The organism is Sphingobacterium sp. SGL-16, from assembly GCF_011043515.1.
GTDB classification, from domain to species: Bacteria; Bacteroidota; Bacteroidia; order Sphingobacteriales; family Sphingobacteriaceae; genus Sphingobacterium; species Sphingobacterium litopenaei.
The window spans coordinates 1-19,913 of sequence record NZ_JAAKGQ010000049.1 but is presented as its reverse complement, the minus strand read 5'-3'; the positions used below and the strand labels follow the sequence as shown (position 1 = coordinate 19,913).

The window sequence follows — 19,913 nt, the reverse complement described above, 5'->3', positions numbered from 1 at the left end:
TTTGTGCGTTATTTAAAAATAAACACGAAAAAACATAAAATAAATAGATGTATATATTATCAAAAATAACATACTTTACGTAGATTTGTTATGTTATTGCTCATTTTTTATACGAAGTATGTTACTATCTTTAGAAAAACTGAATACTGAATTAGATGGAGAGTTATATTTTCAAGAAAACAATCCAAAACATCAAACCATCTTAGTAGCTTATTCTACGGATGCCTCTGTATATCAAGAAAAACCTCTAGCTGTTGCTATTCCTTATACAAAGTCGGATCTAAACAAGTTAATTGATTTTGCGAATACTAATCAAATTACTTTGATACCACGTACAGCGGGAACTTCTTTGGCAGGACAGGTTGTGGGAAAAGGTATTATCGTTGATGTATCTAAGTTTTTCAATAAAATTTTAGAGGTAAATGAGCAAGAACAGTGGGCACGTGTTCAACCAGGTGTCATTCGGGACGATTTGAATGCGTATCTGAGGGCATATGGACTCATGTTTGGTCCCGAAACGTCTACAGCAAGTAGAGCGATGGTGGGCGGTATGATTGGTAACAATTCTTCGGGATTACACTCAATTGTTTGGGGAGATACGCGTGAAAATCTATTGGAAGCAAGTGTTCTGTTGAATGATGGTACTGAGGTTGTATTCAAAGAATTAAATCCTCAGGAATATTTTGCAAAGCTTTCTCAAAAAGATCGTGAAGGTGAAATTTATCGTCAGCTGAATGATATTATAAGCAATCAAGAAAACATAGAAATTATTAATTCAGGCTATCCGAAAAAAGATATAACGCGTCGGAATACAGGTTATGCCTTGGATTATTTAGTAGATAATACTAAACCTTTCAACTTGTGTAATCTATTGGCAGGTTCTGAAGGTACTATCGGTATAGTGACTGAAGCAAAAATCAAATTGCGTCCACTTCCTCCAAAAGAAATTGGTTTATTGTGTGTTCACTTTGCAGACATGGTTGAATGTATGCATGGTAACGTTGTTGCTTTGTCGCATAATCCTGAAGCTTCAGAGTTGGTTGATAAATACATTTTGGATTTTACGGTAGGACATCCAACTTACCAATACAATCGTTTTTTCATCCAAGGAGATCCGAAAGCATTATTAATAGTTGAATTTAGAGCGGATAACGAAGATGAGATTGTTCGTCGTGCGGAAGCTTTAAAGCAGGAATTACAAGCAAAAGGTTTAGGTTATGCGTATCCATTAATTTTAGGTCCAAAACAAACGAATTTGGTTTGGGATGTACGTAAAGCGGGACTTGGTTTGATTCGTAATCTTCCAGGTGATGAGCAGCCCGTTAATCTAATTGAAGACTGTGCAGTTTCACCTGTAGACTTGCCAGCTTATATTGCTGATGTGCAAAAGCTATTAAAAGATGAGGGTGTTCATGCCTCGTATTATGCACACGCTGGAGCGGGAGAGCTGCATATTGAACCATTCGTAAATCTTAAATCTTCAGAAGGTCGTCGACAGTTCCGTTCGATTCTGGAAAGAACAACAGATTTGGTATTGAAATATAATGGTTCATTGAGTGGTGAGCACGGTGATGGACGTTTGAGAGGAGAATTTATTGGTAAAGTTTTGGGTGATAAAGTTTATGCTTTATTACAAGACGTAAAAAATATCTTCGATCCAAAAGGTATTTTTAATGCCAATAAAATCGTTAACACGCCACCTATGGATACGTCCCTGCGCTATGACAAGGTCGTTGATGGCAAAGAAATCAAAACCTATTTTGATTTTACGAAAGATGAAAGCATTCTTCGTTTAGCGGAAAAATGTTCGGGTTCGGGAGACTGTCGAAAGACAGAAATTAGTGGTGGAACTATGTGTCCTTCATTCATGGCTACACGCAATGAAAAGGATACGACACGCGCAAGAGCAAATATGTTGCGTCAATTCTTAACGAATTCAACTAAACAAAATCGTTTCGATCACGAGGAAATCAAAGAAGTGATGGATTTATGTTTAAGCTGTAAAGGCTGTAAAACTGAATGTCCATCTAGTGTGGATGTGGCCAAGATGAAAGCGGAATTTTTGCAACATTATTATGATGCGAATGGTGCTCCATTCCGTTCGAAAGTGATTGCTAATTTCACCAAATCTCAGCAGTTAGGTTCTTTAGTAGCTCCACTTTATAACTTCTTTTCGCAAAATAAATTTACTTCAAGTCTTATCAAGCAAGTTGTTGGTTTTGCGCCTGATAGGTCATTACCAGAAGTGTCAGGTACAACCTTGAAACAATGGTTGAAAAAGCAAAATACACCGATTTCAAAACGTAAAGTATACCTTTTCTGTGATGAGTTTACGGATTATAATGATACAAGCATTGGACAGACTGCTTATAAATTACTGACTGCTTTAGGTTATGAAGTGTTGTTTGCGCCACATAAAGAAAGTGGTAGAACTTATTTATCTAAAGGATTTGTCAAAGAAGCGAAGAAATTGGCAAATGCCAATGTATCTATGCTAAAAGATAAAATTTCAGCTGAAACACCTTTATTGGGTATTGAGCCTTCGGCAATTATTACTTTCCGAGATGAATATTTGACATTGGTGGATGCGGACTTAAAAGCTGATGCGCAAAAGATTGCCGCAAATGCTTTGATGGTTGATGAATTTTTAGCTCAAGAAATAGACAAAGGAAATATTCATCCAGAACAATTTTCAGCAGAAAAACAACATATCAAATTACATGGTCACTGTTACCAAAAAGCCTTTCACTTGGTTGGATTTACAGAAAAAGTTCTTTCATTCCCTGCAAATTATACGGTTGAGGTAATTCCATCGGGCTGTTGTGGTATGGCAGGATCTTTTGGTTACGAAAAGGAGCATTACGATATTTCTATGAAAGTAGCGGAATTGGTGTTATTGCCAGCGGTACGATCTGCTAAAGAGGATACGATTATTGCGGCAGCGGGAACATCTTGTCGTCATCAAATCAAAGATGGTGCGGCGCGTAAATCCTTCCATCCAGTCGAAATTTTGTATAATGCTTTAATTAAATAAAACTTTATCGTAATTTGAATGCTTTAATTAGTAAAGTAAGTATTATGAAAGCTATAAAAACCACATTGTCAGCAGGAGTATTGGCGGCATTACTATTCGCAAGTTGCGGAAATTCGACGAATTCGTCACAAAGTGCAACAGGTCCGTCTTTGGAAAAGTTTACCAACGATAAGACTGCTGTAAAACAGCAATTGTTCTTGAGAATTGTAGATGAGTCACAAACGGATTCTTCGCACATCTATGTTGCAAAATCTGTATTCGAACAAGATACTGTTGGTCTGCAAGTGGAAGTATTGAAGAATATCAAGCCAGGTGTAAATGGTCAAGGAAGACCTGTTGAAGATGGTTTTGTAAGAGGAGCTCTAAAATTATCGTCTATCGGCGCTGAATCAGATGCTTTGGTAAAATCTTTAGCTACAATATTCGGAAGTCAATCTTCAGGCGCTTTTTCAAGTGCAGTAATAGAACCTACAGTATTTTCATCTAATACTATTGAAGTAGATTTAACCAAAAAATCGACTTATAGCTTTAAATTATTCTTTGACAATTCGATCGGAGAACCTGCCGAAGTGTTTGTTACATTGGATTTATACAAACGCTCTTTCGAAATCGGCGAGAAGGATGCTTCTTATAGAGCTCAATTTTTGTCTGCTTTAGAAGGAAAATAAAATATTTAATCAAATTACATTGAGAAAGAGGGAAGCTGCAAAAAAAAACTTTCCTCTTTTTTATTTTAATTAGCTACTTGCCAGGCACTTCTGTATTTTTCATCTAAGTGATATAAATACGTAAGAAGGTTTTAATTATACATATACTCATAAATACCTTTACTTAATAATGTCGTCGCTTCTTCGGCTTCTTGTTCATTTAGGTGCGCGAAGCCTAATCGAAGTGCTGTTAAATCTCTATTTTGATAAAGCAGATAATTTGGAAGCGTGAGATTTTTTGCTCGCAAAAGATTGGCAATGGCAAGCAAAGAAATTCGCTTATTTAATTGAATCCAAAATCCTAATCCAATTTCAGGTTTTTCAAAATGGATACTTTGTTCGAAATGCTGATCTAAGATGGAGGCAAAATAATCTCTTCTTTTTTGGTAAATCTTAGTTTGTTTTTGCAACTGCCGTAATAATAATCCTTCATTTATATATTCTGCAAGAGTTTCTTCTATAAGATACATAGCAGTTGACTGCCATATATTTTGCGCTTTGGATAATTCTAGGATTAGATTTTCGGGTACAATAATATAGGCTAAATCGTATGGATGAGGGAATAGGTCTTTGAGCGAATTCACATAAACGACAGAACCTTTGCTGTCAAGATTTTTTAGCGTAGAAATTTGATTTTTATGGTATACAAAATCAGTCCCATTATCATCTTCAATGATGATGAACTGATGTTCATATGCTAATTCTATTAATTGCTTTTTATTTTCTTCTGTCAAAGATATAGTAGTAGGATAAAGCTGATTTGTTTGAATATAGAGGGCTCGTATTTTTTGTTTATTAAGTATTGACTTAAAATGTTGTAGATCTATTCCATCTTGATTTGTAATAACAGTAATTAGATTAACTTGGGCATGTTTTAATTTCATATTGGTTTCAAAATGCCCAATCTCAGTTACGATGACAGTATCATTTGGACGAAAGAGAGTTTGTAAAATACTTTGAAAAGCAATTTGATTATTTTGGAAGATTAGTAGCTGATTTTCTGGAATTGTAAATCTTTTGGTGATATACAAATAATTTAGGAATTGTTGCTTTAAATTCATATTTTGTACATGAAAATTCTTATTAATAGCGCGAGCTGTGGTTTTCTTTTTTGTTAGCGCATTGAAAATTTGAGTCAAAATTTTAAAATCCAATAACCTAAAATCTCCTGTTCCATCTGTAAAATATAAATCTGTTGCAATTGGAATGTAAGGTGAATCCAGTATATAATTTTCCATTACTTCATAAGGAGTTTTAATTGAATTAAAAGCCTTCTCCGTAAGCTGTATGGAAGTAGTTTTAATTTTTTTGTTAGACACAAAAGCACCTATTTGAGGTATAATATCAATCCAACCTTGGGCGACTAGTTCGTCATATGCGGCCACAACTGTTTTGCGATGGAGATATAGTTTTTCGCTTAAAGTTCTGGTACCTGGTAATTTATCTCCAGTTTTAACAGCTTTTGTTTGTATGGCATTAATTAAGCCTTGTGCGATTTGTAAATAAATGGCAGTAGCTTCCATTTTATTAATCTTTATATAAGCTAAGATATTTTGTAAAACTGGACTATTCATTGTTTTTAAACTGGACTATTTTAATATGATGAAAAGATACCACATTTGCAGGACTTTAAAAATTATTAGCTCTATGTATTCAAATAAAATGTTGTTTTCTATTGCTGGGATTATTTGTACGAACTGTATGTATGCACAAACTGACAATACCTTGCGAAAGGATTCTATCTCCGAAGTAGTTATTTCTGAGAATCGTTTCCAAATTCCATTTGCAGAACGCAATAAAAATATTGAAATTATTACCGCCCAAGATATCTCTCAGATGCCCGTAAAATCTATTAGTGAAGTCTTGGCTTTTATCAATGGGGTGGATGTACGTCAGCGCGGTCCTTTTGGTACCCAAGCGGATATTAGTATTGATGGAGGAACATTCGAGCAGGCCTTGATATTACTAAATGGTGTGAAAATTTCTGATCCGCAAACTGGACATCATACGATGAATATTCCGGTGGCATTAGACGCAATAGAACGTATAGAAGTGCTTCGTGGACCAATGGCTCGTGTGTATGGAGTCAATGCTTTAACAGGAGCAATCAATATCGTTACAAAATCTTTTGCTAAAAATTCCTTAACTGTTCACCTGCAAGGAGGCTCTTCATTGGAAAATAAAGAAGAAGGCGATGGTTCAGGTAAATATTGGGGTGGAGGTGCTCAAGTGGTAGCACAATTAGGAAATAAGGATTTTCAAAATCTTATTTCATTATCTACAAATAAAACTAATGGACAACGTTACAATAGTGCTACAGAAGATATGCGTTTATATTATCAAGGAGCGTATAATCTTAATGCAAGCAACTCTTTAGATTGGTCAGCGGGATATATTGACAATGAATTTGGAGCAAATGGATATTATGCTGCACCTGGTGACAAGGAATCTTACGAAATAGTCAGAACAGCTTTTGCTCATTTTTCTACCAAACACTATTTTGGTGAGAAATTCTACATAAGTCCACGTATTTCAAACCGCTATAATTCGGATGACTATCGCTATTATAGAAATGATTTGAGTAAAGCGCGTTCTGAACATAAAAATAATGCGCTATCATTGGAGTTAAACAGTAGATTGACAACTTCACTTGGTCAATTTGGATTGGGATTGGAATTACGTGATGAAGATGTGAAAAGTAATAATCTAGGTAACCATACGCGCGAGAATTTTGGTTCTTATCTAGAATATAGAACAGAATTATTGTCAAAGTTGACTTTGCATGTAGGAGCTTATAGTAATTACAATAGTAAATACGGTTGGGAAGTTTATCCTGGAGTTGATGTGGGCTACCAATTTATCCCGAAATGGAAACTTAACCTTAATGTAGGCAAAAGTCAACGCATTCCATCTTTTACAGATTTATATTTGAAGCAACCCGCTAATGTGGGTAATCCTGATTTGAAATCCGAATATGCCTGGCAATACGAAACTTCCTTGCAAGGAAAAATAGGCGGAACGCAATTAGAAATACGCTATTTCTATAGAGATATTAATGACTTTGTAGATTGGACCAAAAACGCAGGAAATGTGACTGATCCAACGGAAATAAGTAAAATTCCTTATCAGCCTTTAAATTTAGGTAATAATAAAATGCATGGTGTAAGTGCATCTTTAAGTCGAGTATATGTGATTGGTTTTGACAGAAGCTTAAAATATGTCTTGGGGTATAATTACCTTTCTCCAGAAGATTTGTCTTACCAAACAGGAATAATATCAAAATACGTATTAGAAAGTCTCAAGCATCAAGCTTTGCTGAGAATACTATACAATGCACGCAATTGGGAGTTTAGCACTGGGAATCGCTGGATCAAAAGAGAATTGAACAAACCTTATTTTGTGTCTGATGTAAGATTAGGTTATACAATACATCATTGGAATATCTATGGTGATGTGACCAATATAGCGAATGCTTCTTATCAAGAATCAGGCGCGGTATTGATGCCTAAGCGTTGGTTTTCCTTCGGGATACGTTTAAGTTTGTAAGTCGTTAAAATACCGATGATTAGGTATAATTGGGATGATGCTATTTACATAAATTTGTTATATGTGAATAGATTATACCAATAGATTATTAACTTAAAATGAGTGTTAATGAAAAAGCATCTGATTTCAGATGCTTTTTCTATGAGTAATAGGGTAAATTATTAAATGAATTTACCTACTTCTTGAGCTAAATCAATGATTTTGTTTGAATAACCCCATTCGTTATCGTACCAAGATACAACTTTCACGAAGTTATCGTTCAATGAGATACCAGCTTTAGCATCGAAGATGGAAGTACGTGCGTCACCTAAGAAGTCAGTTGAAACAACTTCATCCTCAGTGTAACCCAAGATACCTTTCAATTCACCTTCTGAAGCTTCTTTCATTGCGTTTTTAACATCTTCGTAAGAAGCACCTTTATCTAAACGTACTGTTAAGTCAACAACAGAAACGTCAGCTGTAGGAACGCGGAAAGACATACCAGTTAATTTACCTTTCAAAGAAGGCAATACTAAACCTACTGCTTTAGCAGCACCTGTAGATGAAGGGATGATGTTTTGGTAAGCACCACGTCCACCTCTCCAGTCTTTCACTGAAGGACCGTCAACAGTTTTTTGAGTAGCAGTCACCGCGTGAACAGTAGTCATCAAACCTTCAACGATACCGAATTTATCATGTAATACTTTAGCAATAGGAGCTAAACAGTTTGTAGTACAAGATGCGTTAGAAACGATATTTTGATCTGCAGTTAATTCTTTGTGGTTTACACCCATTACGAAAGTAGGTGTGTCATCTTTAGCAGGAGCTGACATGATAACTTTTTTCGCACCAGCGTCGATATGTTTTTGAGCAGTTTCTTGAGTTAAGAATAAACCTGTTGATTCGATAACAACGTCAGCACCAACTTCGTTCCACTTCAAGTTTGCAGGATCTTTCTCAGCAGTTACACGGATAGTTTTACCGTTTACTACTAAGTTGCCATCTTTCACCTCTACAGTGCCATCAAATTTACCGTGCGTAGAATCATATTTTAACATGTAAGCCATGTAATCTGGTTCTACTAAATCGTTGATACCTACGATTTCGATATCAGCACGATTCACAGCAGCTCTGAAAGCTAAACGACCAATACGGCCAAATCCGTTAATTCCAATTTTCATTTTCTTAATTTTTATTAATGTAATATTTTATTAGATTTTGAATAGGTTCTTTATTTATAGTTTGGATATTCAAATGATATTCCTTTGCATATTCCATCAACCAATCTTGATAATTATGTGCTACGGATCCAGTCAAACTTATAGGGGAGTCTGGATATTGATCGAGCAAAGGTAGAATATAGGTAGTGATAAATAGATCAAGACCTTTTTTAATGATATTTGTTAAATATGGTTCGAAACGATTTTCGTAGAAGAAATCTGCAAATGAAGTAAGAAATATATTTGGGTTTGGATTATTATATAATTTTTCCAAAATATATTTTCTATCCAAATTGTATTTTTCATCTAACTTTTCGCGAAAACCATTTGGCATGGCATCAGTCAAATAATCGCGAAGTACCTGCTGTGCAATCCAGTTTGTCGATCCTTCATCCGCTAAAATATAGCCTAAACCATAATTATTCGGAATAATTTTCTTTCCTGTATAATATGCGGCGTTAGAACCTGATCCTATTATAGCAACAATTCCTTTTTCATCTCCAAAAGTCGATAGGGCAGAAGCATCCAAATCGTGCGCTACTTTTACTTTTGCATTTTTGAAGAAAGTCGAAAATACACGTTCAATTTTTTGCTGACGTTCTTTAGAAGATGCTCCGGCACCGAAAAAGAAAATCTTTTTCACGCGCTCTGCATTATATAGCAGATCGGTGTTCTTATTCAACAATTGATTGATAAAATTTTCATCCTGAATATACGAGTTGATTCCTGCTGTGCGAAAACCATGTAGCAGTCTTCCTTTTTCAGCTAGGCGCCAATCAGCATATCTCGATCCAGTGAAAATTACTAATATCATATGGAATATTATTTGTTCATTACGTTTGCAATCTCTAACAATTCCTCGTCCAACTTGAACTCTTTATTGTTTAACGCTTCTTCTAGTGGAGTTATTATTATTTGGTTGCCACGAATTCCTAAAGTACCACGTGTATTGCCTTTGATAAGCTCATTTACTGCGTTATAACCCATTCGCGTAGCAAGTACTCTGTCGAAGCTACTTGGAGCGCCTCCACGTTGCAAATGTCCTAATATACTAACTTTTATATCAAGATGGTTAATTTTTTCTTTGACAATTTTAGCTACATTGTATGCTCCACCATTTTTATCACCTTCTGCAATGATGACAATCATCGAAGTTTTTTTGCGTGATTCGGCAAATTCCAACTCTTCAATCAAGCTGTCAATACCCGAATTCAATTCAGGTAACAAAATAGCTTCTGCTCCGCCACCAATACCTGCATTCAAGGCAATACATCCAGAATCTCTTCCCATTACCTCTACAAAGAAAACACGGCTATGTGAAGAAGCTGTATCTCGGATTTTGTCAATAGCTTCGATAACGGTATTATTGGCTGTATCGTATCCCAATGTATAATCTGTACCGTACAAATCATTGTCAATAGTACCTGGGATACACATTACCGGAATGTCGTATTCTTTAGAAAAAAAGTCAGCCCCCGTAAATGTACCGTCACCACCTATAGCAACCAATGCATCTATTCCTTGCTCTTGAAGATTATTATATGCCAGTTGTCTTCCTTCTTTAGTCTTAAATTCTAAACAACGTGCTGATTTTAATATAGTACCACCTTTTTGAATAATAGAACTTACTGAACGACGATTCATTTCGATAAATGAACCTTCAATCATGCCTTGGTACCCATGATAAATACCCGTAACAGCGATATCGTTGTAAATAGCAGTTCTCACTACCGCTCTGATTGCGGCATTCATGCCTGGTGCGTCACCACCAGAAGTAAAAACTCCAATTCGATTAATTTTTTTCAAAGTAATTTAGATTAAGTTCGTACGAATATAATGTGTATTTTTTACACTATTAAATTTTTATCCATATTTTTTTGCTAGTTTGCTGATTTTTGTTCATCTTGTCGCTGTTAATCAAGAAAATCTATGAATAAATAAAGATTAACTCATGGCTACAATTTAATGATTATTACAGATTATTAAATTGATCATATGTCAGAAAATTATTAAGAAATAATAAATTTTTATAAGGGCAAAATCATGTTATCATTTTTTACAGTAGATTGTTTAATATTTACTTTTCATGAAGGTAAATTGAAAGTCTTATTGAATGAGAGGAATGAATACCCGTATCGTGATTGGTGGGCTATGCCTGGCTATTTTGTGGACAAGCAAGAGGAAATGGAGCAAGCGGTCAATCGTATTGCCTATGAACACACCGGATTAAAAAATATTTATTTAGAGCAATTAGCCGCGATGGCTGGTTTGAAGCGTCATCCTGAAGGACGTATTTTGACGGTAGCTTATATGGCATTGGTGCGATATGATGATGTCAAAAATAAAGTGAAACCAGTTACTAACTATATGCGTCAGGCAAAATGGTTTGATGTGAATGAAGTGCCTGAATTGGCTTTTGACCATAATGATATCCTAAAATTGGGATTAAAAAAGCTGAAAAGAAATCTCAACTATTCTACAGCTCCTTTTGAATTGCTGCCAGAAAAATTTACGCTTACACAATTACAACAAATATATGAAGCTATTCTAGGAGAGACGCTCGATAAGCGTAATTTTAGAAAGCGAATGAGCAACTTAGGTTATCTTAAAGAATTGGATGAATATCAGACTGGTGTCTCATACCGGGCTGCGCGTTTATACAAATTAGATAAACGTAAGTTCTTGAAACTGTTTACCTAGCAGTTATAATTACTAAACAAAACTTTTTGTCAGAGGATTGTATTTTTTTAATGCAATTCTACGTTCTATTTAAACGTTTTGTATTTTTGAACATTCTTTTGTAAAAGTCAAAAGTTAAAAATATAAAATGGATAAAAGAAAAGAGGAAATAATAGAGATTGCTTTGCGTCGATTTTCACATTATGGTTTTTCAAAAACTACGATGAATGAAATCGCGGATGACCTAAAAATCACCAAGGCGAACTTGTATTACTATTATCCAGACAAAGTTGCTTTGATAAAAGATGTGGTGTGCTATATTTCTACTAATTTGATTTCGCAAGAAGAGAAGATGATAGAGGCATACAACGGCGATTTGCTGGATACGTTATTTGCATTATTGAAGTTTCGTGCGGAGCATATGCGTAAGCATTACATGCTCTACATTAACGAAAACCTAGATTGGATTCGAGATAATGCCTTTACAGAGTTTATTGATGAGATAGAATGTAAAGATTTGGAAGTGTTACAAACGCTTTTGAACAAAGCCGTGGATGCTGGCAACTTAAAGATGGATAATATTGAAGAGTCAAGTGTGGTTTTGCGCAATATTATTAAAGGTTTAGGATTACTACATACCGTAAAAGATATCATGTGTGGTATCCCGAATTTGGAAAATGTGGATCATATTTTAGACAGTCAAATGAAGGCTGTGAAGTTAATTTTTGAAGAACGAATAGTTACTAATAAATAATAATGAAAAGAATCAGAATAATAGCTGTTTTATTAGCCGGTCTGTTTGGTGCTTCTTATGCGAATGCGCAAGAGGTCTTGACTTTACAAGAAGCAATAAAATATGCTTTGCAAAACAAGGCTGAAGCGAAGAAATCTGCTTTGGATGTAGAAAATGCCGAATATAAGATTGACGAAGTTCGATCAGGAGCTCTACCGCAGGTGAATGCTAATGGCTCCATTAATTATAATCCGTTGTTGCAAAAAAGTGCTTTGCCAGCCGAAATTTTTGGTGGTGAACCAGGAGAAACAATTATGGTTGCCTTTGGACAAAAGTGGCAAACTAATGCAGCCGTATCTGTAAATCAACAGCTTTTTAATCAATCCTTATTTACTGGTTTGAAAGCTGCTAAAACTACGCGTGAATTTTATCAAATTAATAATACGCTTACTGAAGAGAATCTAATTGAGAAGGTAGCGAATAGCTATTATGAGGTTTTTCAAACACAACTTCAACTCAAAACTTTAGATATCAATCTAGAAAGCACACGTAAAACTCGTGACGTAATCAAGGGTTTGGTTGATGCGGGCTTAGGTAAGAAAATTGATTTGGATCGTACAACAGTAGCGGTAAATAATCTAGAGGCACAAAGACAGCAAGTAATCAATGCATTAGAACTTCAAGAAAATGCCTTAAAATTTGCTATCGGAATGGACATTACAGATGACATTGTATTACCAGAGGAAACTTTCGATATCTCAGTAGAAAGAATGTATGATACAGCGGATGTAAATAGCCGTACTGAAATCGCTCTTTTGAATAAACAGACTGAATTATTGGAATTGAATCGTAAATCTATCGTTTCTACTTATTATCCTTCTTTATCTTTTACAGGTAACTTTGGATATTTAGGTATGGGTAATATATTCCCTACATTTGGTAGTGATGGTTTCAAATGGTCTAATTTCTCAGGATTAGGTTTGAATTTATCTATTCCAATTTTTAATGGGGGTTCTACACGTTCGAAAATCAGACAAGCTGATATCGAATTGAGAAAAACAGAAGTCGATATTCAGGATGCTAAATTGGGTCTTTCCTTAGCAAATGAAAATGCGAAGACACAAATCAAAAACTCTTTATTGACAATCAATACGAATAGAAGTAATGTAGCTTTGGCTAAAGAAGTATTGGACAATACCAATAACAACTACGCAAATGGTTTAGCTACGTTGACAGAATTGCTTGATGCAGAGAATGCTTATGCAGATGCGCAAAACAATCTGAACACAGCTTTATTGAAATACAAAGTTGCTGAAATTCAGTTGATAAAATCTAACGGACAATTAAAAACATTAGTAAACGCAAATTAGACTAAATATATATTATGAAACGTGCAATAATTACGGTAATTATTATCGCAGCAGCATTAGGAGGAATCTTTTTTATCTTAAAAAATAACAAAGCAAAAAATGACGCTGTAACTCAGGAAGCGGCAAAAACTAACGCAAATGTAGCAGTACGTATTGATACAGCGCGTATGGAATCTATAGATGGTACTTATGCAGCAAATGGTACTTTCGAGCCTAAGCAAGAAGTAACTGTATCTGCGGAGGCAGCTGGTCGTGTGGTTAGAGTTTTGGTGGACGAAGGTTCTCGTGTGAGCGCAGGACAGACTTTAGCTATTGTTGAGGGTGATAAATTAAATGTCAATGTAGCTAACGCGCAAGCAAACTATGATAATGCACAACAAAACTTACAACGTTTTGAGAGTGCTTACAAAACAGGTGGTGTAACACAACAACAATTGGATCAAGCGAGATTGCAATTTGAAACAGCAAAAAACAACTTACGTAGTTCTAAATTAACTGCTGGTGATGTAACTATCAAAACATCTGTATCGGGTATTGTGAATGCACGTAAAATTGAGCCAGGAACGTATGTTAATCCAGGAACTCCAGCTTTTGACATTGTAAACGTAAGCTCGTTGAAATTACGTGTGAACGTAGATGAGAAAAATGTGGCAAGTTTAGCTGTAGGTCAATCTGTAGATGTAACAGCTTCTGTTTATACAGATAAATCATATACTGGTCGTATTACATTTATCGCTCCTAAATCAGATGGTAGCTTAAATTTTCCAGTAGAAGTAGAAGTTGCTAACAAAGGAAATGATCTTCGTGCAGGAATGTACGGTACGGCTAATTTCGGTGGCAAATCTGCAGCTAGCGTATTAGTAATTCCTCGTACTGCTTTTGTAGGTTCTGTATCAGACAACAAAGTATTTGTTGCTAAAAATGGTAAAGCAATCGAAACTAAGGTGGTTTCAGGAAGAAACTTTGGTAACAACATCGAAGTGTTGAGCGGTCTTAACGCGGGTGATCAAGTAATCATTTCAGGTCAAATTAACTTGTTAGATCAAACTGCAATCGAAGTTATTAAATAAGATTGGGTAAAAAGCTATTATGAAAATTTCAGAAATATCGATAAAACGACCTAGTATCATCTTGGTGTTATTCATCATTTTGACGCTCGGTGGTCTATTCTCATATTCCCAATTGGGGTATGAGTTGATTCCAAAGTTCGAGGTGAATGTAATTACCATTCAAACGGTTTATCCAGGAGCTTCGCCTACGGAGGTTGAAAATACAGTAACGAAAAAAATTGAGGATGCGGTTGCCTCCTTGGAGATGGTAAAAAAGATTGAGTCTACTTCATTAGAAGGGGTATCAGTCGTGATGGTAACTTTGAATAACGGTGCAGACGTAAACTTCCTGTTGACGGATGCGCAGCGTAAAATCAACTCCGTTATCAACGACTTACCAGATGATGCCAAGACACCATCGTTAAATAAATTCTCTTTGGATGATGTGGCTATCATGAGCTTAGCGGTAACATCCAAATTGACAGAGAAAGAATTATACGATTTATTGGATACGAAAATTCAACCTGTTTTCGCGCGTATCAATGGTGTCGCTAAAGTAGATATGCTTGGTGGTGAAGAACGTGAGATTCAAGTGAAAATTGATCCAGATAAGATCCAAGGTTATGGATTAAGTATCTCAGCGGTACAACAAGCTATTGCTTCATCCAACATGGACTTCCCAACAGGTAATGTCGCTTCTAAAGATAACCGTACGACTATTCGTCTAGCGGGTAAAGTGAGAAGTATTGATGAGTTGCGAAATTTACCTTTGACTACTCCTGCAGGTATTACTATTTTCTTGAGAGATGTAGCGGATGTACAAGATGGTATCGTGGAAATTGAGAAAATTGCACGTGTAGACCGTCAAAATACGATCATGTTGCAAGTATTTAAGCAATCTGATGCGAATGCCGTTGCAGTGTCGGAATTGGTACGTAATACAATTGCTACGTATGACAAAGAGGGGAATGTAATAGGTGGGGTAGAGAAAGATTATTCAGAACAAGGTGTTAAGATTTCGGTAGCAAATGACTCATCAGAATTTACATTGACAGCTGCAGACAACGTAATCCATGACTTGGTTATTGCGATTGTGTTGGTAGGTTTCATCATGTTATTCTTCTTACACTCGTTGCGTAATGCGGCGATCACGATGGTGGCTATTCCATTGTCATTGATTGCAACATTCATTGGATTATTGCTAATGGGTTATACGTTGAACTTGATGTCTTTACTGGGTTTATCTCTTGTAGTAGGTATTTTGGTCGATGATGCGATTGTGGTAATTGAAAACATTCACCGTCATATGGAGATGGGTAAAAACAAAGTTCGTGCAGCCTATGATGGTGCTTCGGAAATTGGTTTTACTGTAACAGCGATTACTTTAGTAATCGTGGTAGTATTCTTACCTATTGCGATGTCTACAGGTTTAGTGGCTAATATCTTGGCTCAGTTCTGTGTGACTGTAATTATATCTACCTTATTGTCTTTATTAGTTTCATTTACTGTAGTGCCTTGGTTGTACTCTCGTTTCGGTAAACTAGAATACTTAAGTGAGACTTCATTCTTCGGAAGAATCGTTCACGGTTTCGAAGCTGGTTTGGATAAGTTTACACACAAAATTTCGGATATCTTAAGATGGTCATTGCGTTCAAGAGGTAATAAAGTAATCACTTTATTAGTTTCTGTAGTATTGTTCGTTGCATCTATTGCCTTAGTTCCTGCTGGATTTATTGGTGCGGATTTCTTCCCATCCTCAGATAGAGGAGAGTTCTTCATGCAATTTGAATTAGAAAAAGATGCTTCTTTGGAGAAAACAAACATCTTAACGCGTCAAGCAGAAGATATCTTAGCTTCAAAACCAGAAATTGAAAAAATCATTACGACAGTAGGTCAATCTTCTGAAGGTGGTATGAGTTCGGCAACGGGTTCTCGTTACAAGTCCGAAATTCACGTTATCTTAACAGAAGAGGCTAAACGTAGCATGAACTCCAAAGTATTTGCGGTTCAATTGCGTAATGAGTTGCTACCAAAATTAGTGGGTGCAAAAATCAAATCTGTACCAGTAGGTATCATGGGAGCGGAGCAAGCACCATTGAAGTTAACCATCATTGGTTCTACAGTAGAAGATGCACAAGAATTTGCCTTACAAGCTGCGGATTTATTAAGAGAAGTTCCTGGATCTCGTGATGTGAAATTGACTTCGGAATCAGGTAACCCGGAGATTTCGGTGAAAGTAGACCGTGAGAAAATGACTTCATTAGGCTTAAATGTGGCTTCAGTAGGTATGACCATGCAAACTGCTTTCTCTGGTAATACAGATAATAAATTCCGTGCAGGTGATAATGAGTATGACATTAACATTCAATTTGATGATAAAGGACGTACAAGTTTAGAAGATGTTAAAAAATTAAAATTCACAAATAGTACAGGTGCTAATATTTCCTTAGATCAGTTTGCTGAAGTAGAATACAGTTCTGGTCCAACGATGTTAGAGCGTCGCGACAAATCGCCTGCTGTATCGGTACAAGGTGGTGTAATCGGTCGTCCTACAGGTACTATTGCGGCAGAATGGGAAGAGAAATTCAGTCAGTTGCCTCGTAAAGCAGGTGTATCATACGTTTGGGGTGGTAACATGGAAAACCAATCTGAAGGTTTTGGTACATTGGGTATTGCGTTGATGGCTTCGTTAATTTTGGTTTACTTAGTAATGGTTGCTTTGTATGACAACTTTGCTACACCATTTGTCGTGTTATTCTCTATTCCTTTATCATTCATCGGTGCCTTATTAGCCTTAGCGTTGACGAATCAATCGTTGAACATCTTTACGATCTTAGGTATTATCATGTTGATTGGTTTGGTGGCTAAGAATGCGATCATGTTGGTTGACTTTGCGAACCACCGTAAGGAAGAAGGTATGAATACACACGATTCCTTGGTAGCTGCCAACCACGCGCGTCTTCGTCCAATCTTAATGACAACTATTGCGATGGTATTCGGTATGATTCCTATTGCTATTGCGACAGGTGATGGTGCGGATATGAACAGAGGTTTGGCGATCGTTATTATCGGTGGTCTATTATCTTCGATGTTCTTGACATTGGTAGTCGTACCCGTAGTATATTCATTAATGGATAGCTTAAAACGCCGTTTTGGTAAAGCAGAACCAACAAATTATGCTGCTGAAATGGTTGCGGATTACGTGCCTAACGAACATTACGTCGAAAAACACTAATAGTTGTTTGATAAATCTAAAAAAAGGAGGAAATTTTCCTCCTTTTTTATTCCTGAAATTCACAGAGTTAGTTGAAATTTTAAAATTATTTACTAAATTAAGTGCTGTAAAATTTGGTATTAAAGGCTTTTTACCTATATTTGCATCACCAAAACGGAAGAGGCTATACCCGGAAGTGATGGTTGAAGCATTCCTAGCTCAATTGGATAGAGCGTCTGACTACGGATCAGAAGGTTAGGGGTTCGACTCCCTTGGAGTGCACTTAGTTAACTGAAAGCCTAATTCTAACAAGGATTAGGCTTTTTATTTTGTCACAAAATAAACATAATCAAAACTATGCTAAACCTTGTATTATTCGGTCCTCCAGGAGCAGGAAAAGGAACTCAATCAGAAAAACTTATTGCAAAATACAATTTGGTACATATTTCTACAGGAGATATTTTCCGTGCACACATCAAGGATCAAACTGAATTAGGAAAACAAGTAAGCCAAATCATTGCAGAAGGTAATTTGGTTCCTGACTCGATTACTATCGCTATGTTGGAAGAGGAAATCAAAAAGAATCCTTTGGCAACAGGTTTTATCTTCGACGGTTTTCCACGTACAGTAGCACAAGCAGAAGCATTAGACGCATTTTTGGATAGTATAGATACTTCGATTTCTGGTGTGGTGGCTTTGGATGTGACAGAAGAGGAGTTGACGCAACGTATCGCTAAACGCCAAGAGATATCTGGTCGTGCGGATGATGCAGCCGATAAATTGAAAAAACGTATTGAGGAATACTTCAGCAAAACTATTCATCTATTGCCTTATTACGAAGCACAAGGTAAGTTAACTAAAGTAAACGGTATTGGTGAGATCGAAACTATCTTCGCTGAATTGTCTGCTGTAATTGATAGCTACCAAAAATAATTTTTAAAAAAGATACATCTATATATGGCTCAAGGTTCAAATTTTGTTGATTATGTAAAAGTGTGTTGTCGTTCGGGGCATGGTGGGGCAGGATCTGCACATTTGCATCGCGATAAAACGACAATGAAAGGTGGGCCAGACGGTGGTGATGGAGGCCGTGGTGGACATATTATCCTAAAAGGTTCTTCGCAGCACTGGACGTTGTTGCACTTAAAATACCGTAAGCACATTATTGCGGCAGACGGTGAGCGTGGTGGTTCTGCATTGCGTACAGGTGCGACAGGTAAGGATGAAATCTTAGAAGTGCCACTTGGTACGGTAGCAAAAGATGCCGAAACAGGAGAAGTGATTTTTGAAATTACCGAAGATGGTGAAACAAAAATCTTGACTCCAGGTGGTAAAGGTGGTTTGGGAAATAACAATTTCAAATCAGCTACACAACAAACACCGCGTTTTGCTCAACCAGGTATGCCCGGTAAAGAGCAATGGGTGATTTTGGAATTGAAGGTATTGGCGGATGTAGGTTTGGTAGGATTTCCGAATGCAGGTAAATCTACTTTACTGTCTGTGGTATCAGCCGCGAAGCCTGAGATCGCAAATTATCCGTTTACAACGCTTGTTCCAAATTTAGGTATCGTAGGATACCGCGACAACAAATCTTTCGTAATGGCGGATATTCCGGGTATTATCGAAGGCGCTTCCGAAGGAAAAGGTTTAGGTTACCGTTTCTTGAGACATATTGAGCGTAACTCGGTATTGTTGTTTATGGTGCCTGCCGATACTGATCGTACGATAGAAGAGGAGTATACTATCTTGTTGAACGAATTGAAGTCATACAATCCTGAGATGTTGGCAAAACCTCGTCTTTTGGCGGTTACCAAATCCGATATGTTGGATGAGGAATTGGAAGAAGAAATGAAAGCACAGCTTCCTAAAGATATTTCTTACATCTTTATTTCTTCAGTTGCGGGTAAGAATATTACGCAATTGAAAGATATGCTTTGGAAAGCTATTAACGAGTAAAAAAAGATGCAAATTTATCGGTTTAAGAATCAGTAAGTTTGCTAAAAATTACCATAAAAAACGCAAAATAGTTTGCAGAAACGCATGAAATAGCTATCTTTGCATCACTTCAAACAACGAAGGATACTTCAAAAAAGAAGTAAGATTCCGTAGCTCAGCTGGTAGAGCAATACACTTTTAATGTATGGGTCCTGGGTTCGAGTCCCAGCGGGATCACAATCTAAAAAGCTCAATCGAAAGATTGGGCTTTTTTCGTTTTGCCCGCTTTGCACGAGAACCCAAGGGTTCGAACAATCTCGGTCAGGGTATGTGGATGAGCTTTGCGGGGATCAAGCAGAATTCTTGGGGGGAGTGTTAAAAATTTCTTAGTTTAGCATCCTTAATACAGATATCCCTTGCAAGAAGCCGAACGTAAATTATTATCTT

Annotated in this window: 14 protein-coding genes and 2 tRNA genes; 12 read left to right on the top strand and 4 right to left on the bottom strand. The window is 36.5% G+C overall.

Annotated features, from left to right (window positions below; genetic code table 11):
• Nucleotides 1-118: 118 nt before the first annotated feature.
• Nucleotides 119-3,034, top strand: coding sequence for an FAD-binding and (Fe-S)-binding domain-containing protein (locus G5B32_RS13900; RefSeq protein WP_165292121.1), 2,916 nt, complete (start codon nucleotides 119-121; stop codon nucleotides 3,032-3,034).
• Between the two features lie 44 nt (nucleotides 3,035-3,078).
• Nucleotides 3,079-3,702, top strand: a complete 624-nt coding sequence (locus tag G5B32_RS13895; protein WP_165292120.1) for a hypothetical protein — start codon at nucleotides 3,079-3,081, stop codon at nucleotides 3,700-3,702.
• A 131-nt stretch (nucleotides 3,703-3,833) separates the two neighbouring features.
• Here the strand turns inward: G5B32_RS13895 and G5B32_RS13890 are convergent, their stop codons facing one another.
• Nucleotides 3,834-5,315, bottom strand: coding sequence for a PLP-dependent aminotransferase family protein (locus G5B32_RS13890; protein ID WP_165292119.1), 1,482 nt, complete (start codon nucleotides 5,313-5,315; stop codon nucleotides 3,834-3,836).
• 73 nt (nucleotides 5,316-5,388) lie between these two features.
• On the opposite strand from G5B32_RS13890, the gene G5B32_RS13885 reads away from it, so the two are divergent.
• Nucleotides 5,389-7,287 carry a TonB-dependent receptor plug domain-containing protein gene (locus G5B32_RS13885; RefSeq protein ID WP_165292118.1) on the top strand — a complete coding sequence of 633 codons (1,899 nt, stop codon included), beginning with the start codon at nucleotides 5,389-5,391 and terminating at the stop codon, nucleotides 7,285-7,287.
• A gap of 161 nt (nucleotides 7,288-7,448) precedes the next feature.
• Here G5B32_RS13885 and gap read toward each other — a convergent pair whose 3' ends face one another.
• Genes gap through pfkA form a run of 3 tightly spaced genes read right to left on the bottom strand, consistent with a single transcriptional unit; the run spans nucleotide 7,449 to nucleotide 10,292 of the window.
• Nucleotides 7,449-8,447: a type I glyceraldehyde-3-phosphate dehydrogenase gene (gap, locus tag G5B32_RS13880; RefSeq protein WP_165292117.1), complete on the bottom strand. Its 999-nt coding sequence runs from the start codon at nucleotides 8,445-8,447 to the stop codon at nucleotides 7,449-7,451.
• A gap of 4 nt (nucleotides 8,448-8,451) precedes the next feature.
• The gene (locus G5B32_RS13875) at nucleotides 8,452-9,300 is read right to left on the bottom strand and encodes a hypothetical protein (RefSeq protein ID WP_165292116.1); all 849 of its coding nucleotides are present in this window, start codon (nucleotides 9,298-9,300) and stop codon (nucleotides 8,452-8,454) included.
• Between the two features lie 8 nt (nucleotides 9,301-9,308).
• Entirely contained in the window at nucleotides 9,309-10,292 is a 984-nt protein-coding gene (gene pfkA, locus G5B32_RS13870; protein WP_190302292.1) for a 6-phosphofructokinase, read from the bottom strand.
• Nucleotides 10,293-10,529: 237 nt separating this feature from the next.
• On the opposite strand from pfkA, the gene G5B32_RS13865 reads away from it, so the two are divergent.
• The 9 genes from G5B32_RS13865 to G5B32_RS13825 all read left to right on the top strand — a co-directional run bounded on the left by G5B32_RS13865 (nucleotide 10,530) and on the right by G5B32_RS13825 (nucleotide 19,703).
• Nucleotides 10,530-11,186, top strand: a complete 657-nt coding sequence (locus tag G5B32_RS13865) for an NUDIX hydrolase (protein ID WP_165292115.1) — start codon at nucleotides 10,530-10,532, stop codon at nucleotides 11,184-11,186.
• A gap of 127 nt (nucleotides 11,187-11,313) precedes the next feature.
• A complete protein-coding gene (locus tag G5B32_RS13860) occupies nucleotides 11,314-11,919 on the top strand; it encodes a TetR/AcrR family transcriptional regulator (RefSeq protein ID WP_165292114.1) in 606 nt (201 codons plus the stop codon).
• 2 nt (nucleotides 11,920-11,921) lie between these two features.
• Nucleotides 11,922-13,268: a TolC family protein gene (locus tag G5B32_RS13855; RefSeq protein ID WP_165292113.1), complete on the top strand. Its 1,347-nt coding sequence runs from the start codon at nucleotides 11,922-11,924 to the stop codon at nucleotides 13,266-13,268.
• Nucleotides 13,269-13,282: 14 nt separating this feature from the next.
• Complete coding sequence (locus G5B32_RS13850; protein WP_165292112.1) at nucleotides 13,283-14,338, top strand: efflux RND transporter periplasmic adaptor subunit; 1,056 nt, start codon at nucleotides 13,283-13,285, stop codon at nucleotides 14,336-14,338.
• Between the two features lie 19 nt (nucleotides 14,339-14,357).
• A complete protein-coding gene (locus tag G5B32_RS13845) occupies nucleotides 14,358-17,552 on the top strand; it encodes an efflux RND transporter permease subunit (protein WP_165292111.1) in 3,195 nt (1,064 codons plus the stop codon).
• 187 nt (nucleotides 17,553-17,739) lie between these two features.
• Nucleotides 17,740-17,813 (top strand) — tRNA-Arg (locus G5B32_RS13840).
• Between the two features lie 75 nt (nucleotides 17,814-17,888).
• The gene (locus G5B32_RS13835; RefSeq protein ID WP_165292110.1) at nucleotides 17,889-18,464 is read left to right on the top strand and encodes an adenylate kinase; all 576 of its coding nucleotides are present in this window, start codon (nucleotides 17,889-17,891) and stop codon (nucleotides 18,462-18,464) included.
• Nucleotides 18,465-18,488: 24 nt separating this feature from the next.
• Nucleotides 18,489-19,487 (top strand): GTPase ObgE, encoded by a 999-nt coding sequence (gene obgE / locus G5B32_RS13830; protein ID WP_165292109.1) that lies wholly within the window; start codon nucleotides 18,489-18,491, stop codon nucleotides 19,485-19,487.
• A gap of 143 nt (nucleotides 19,488-19,630) precedes the next feature.
• Nucleotides 19,631-19,703, top strand: a tRNA-Lys gene (locus tag G5B32_RS13825).
• Nucleotides 19,704-19,913: the final 210 nt, after the last annotated feature.

Bases quoted from the DNA above. Each gene is read 5' to 3' on its own strand.
- G5B32_RS13835 (WP_165292110.1), top strand. From the start codon at position 17,889: ATGCTAAACCTTGTATTATTCGGTCCTCCAGGAGCAGGAAAAGGAACT.
- G5B32_RS13860 (WP_165292114.1), top strand. From the start codon at position 11,314: ATGGATAAAAGAAAAGAGGAAATAATAGAGATTGCTTTGCGTCGATTT.
- obgE (WP_165292109.1), top strand. From the start codon at position 18,489: ATGGCTCAAGGTTCAAATTTTGTTGATTATGTAAAAGTGTGTTGTCGT.
- G5B32_RS13845 (WP_165292111.1), top strand. From the start codon at position 14,358: ATGAAAATTTCAGAAATATCGATAAAACGACCTAGTATCATCTTGGTG.
- G5B32_RS13875 (WP_165292116.1), bottom strand. From the start codon at position 9,300: ATGATATTAGTAATTTTCACTGGATCGAGATATGCTGATTGGCGCCTA.
- G5B32_RS13850 (WP_165292112.1), top strand. From the start codon at position 13,283: ATGAAACGTGCAATAATTACGGTAATTATTATCGCAGCAGCATTAGGA.
- G5B32_RS13890 (WP_165292119.1), bottom strand. From the start codon at position 5,315: ATGAATAGTCCAGTTTTACAAAATATCTTAGCTTATATAAAGATTAAT.
- G5B32_RS13865 (WP_165292115.1), top strand. From the start codon at position 10,530: ATGTTATCATTTTTTACAGTAGATTGTTTAATATTTACTTTTCATGAA.
- G5B32_RS13895 (WP_165292120.1), top strand. From the start codon at position 3,079: ATGAAAGCTATAAAAACCACATTGTCAGCAGGAGTATTGGCGGCATTA.
- G5B32_RS13885 (WP_165292118.1), top strand. From the start codon at position 5,389: ATGTATTCAAATAAAATGTTGTTTTCTATTGCTGGGATTATTTGTACG.
- G5B32_RS13900 (WP_165292121.1), top strand. From the start codon at position 119: ATGTTACTATCTTTAGAAAAACTGAATACTGAATTAGATGGAGAGTTA.
- G5B32_RS13855 (WP_165292113.1), top strand. From the start codon at position 11,922: ATGAAAAGAATCAGAATAATAGCTGTTTTATTAGCCGGTCTGTTTGGT.
- gap (WP_165292117.1), bottom strand. From the start codon at position 8,447: ATGAAAATTGGAATTAACGGATTTGGCCGTATTGGTCGTTTAGCTTTC.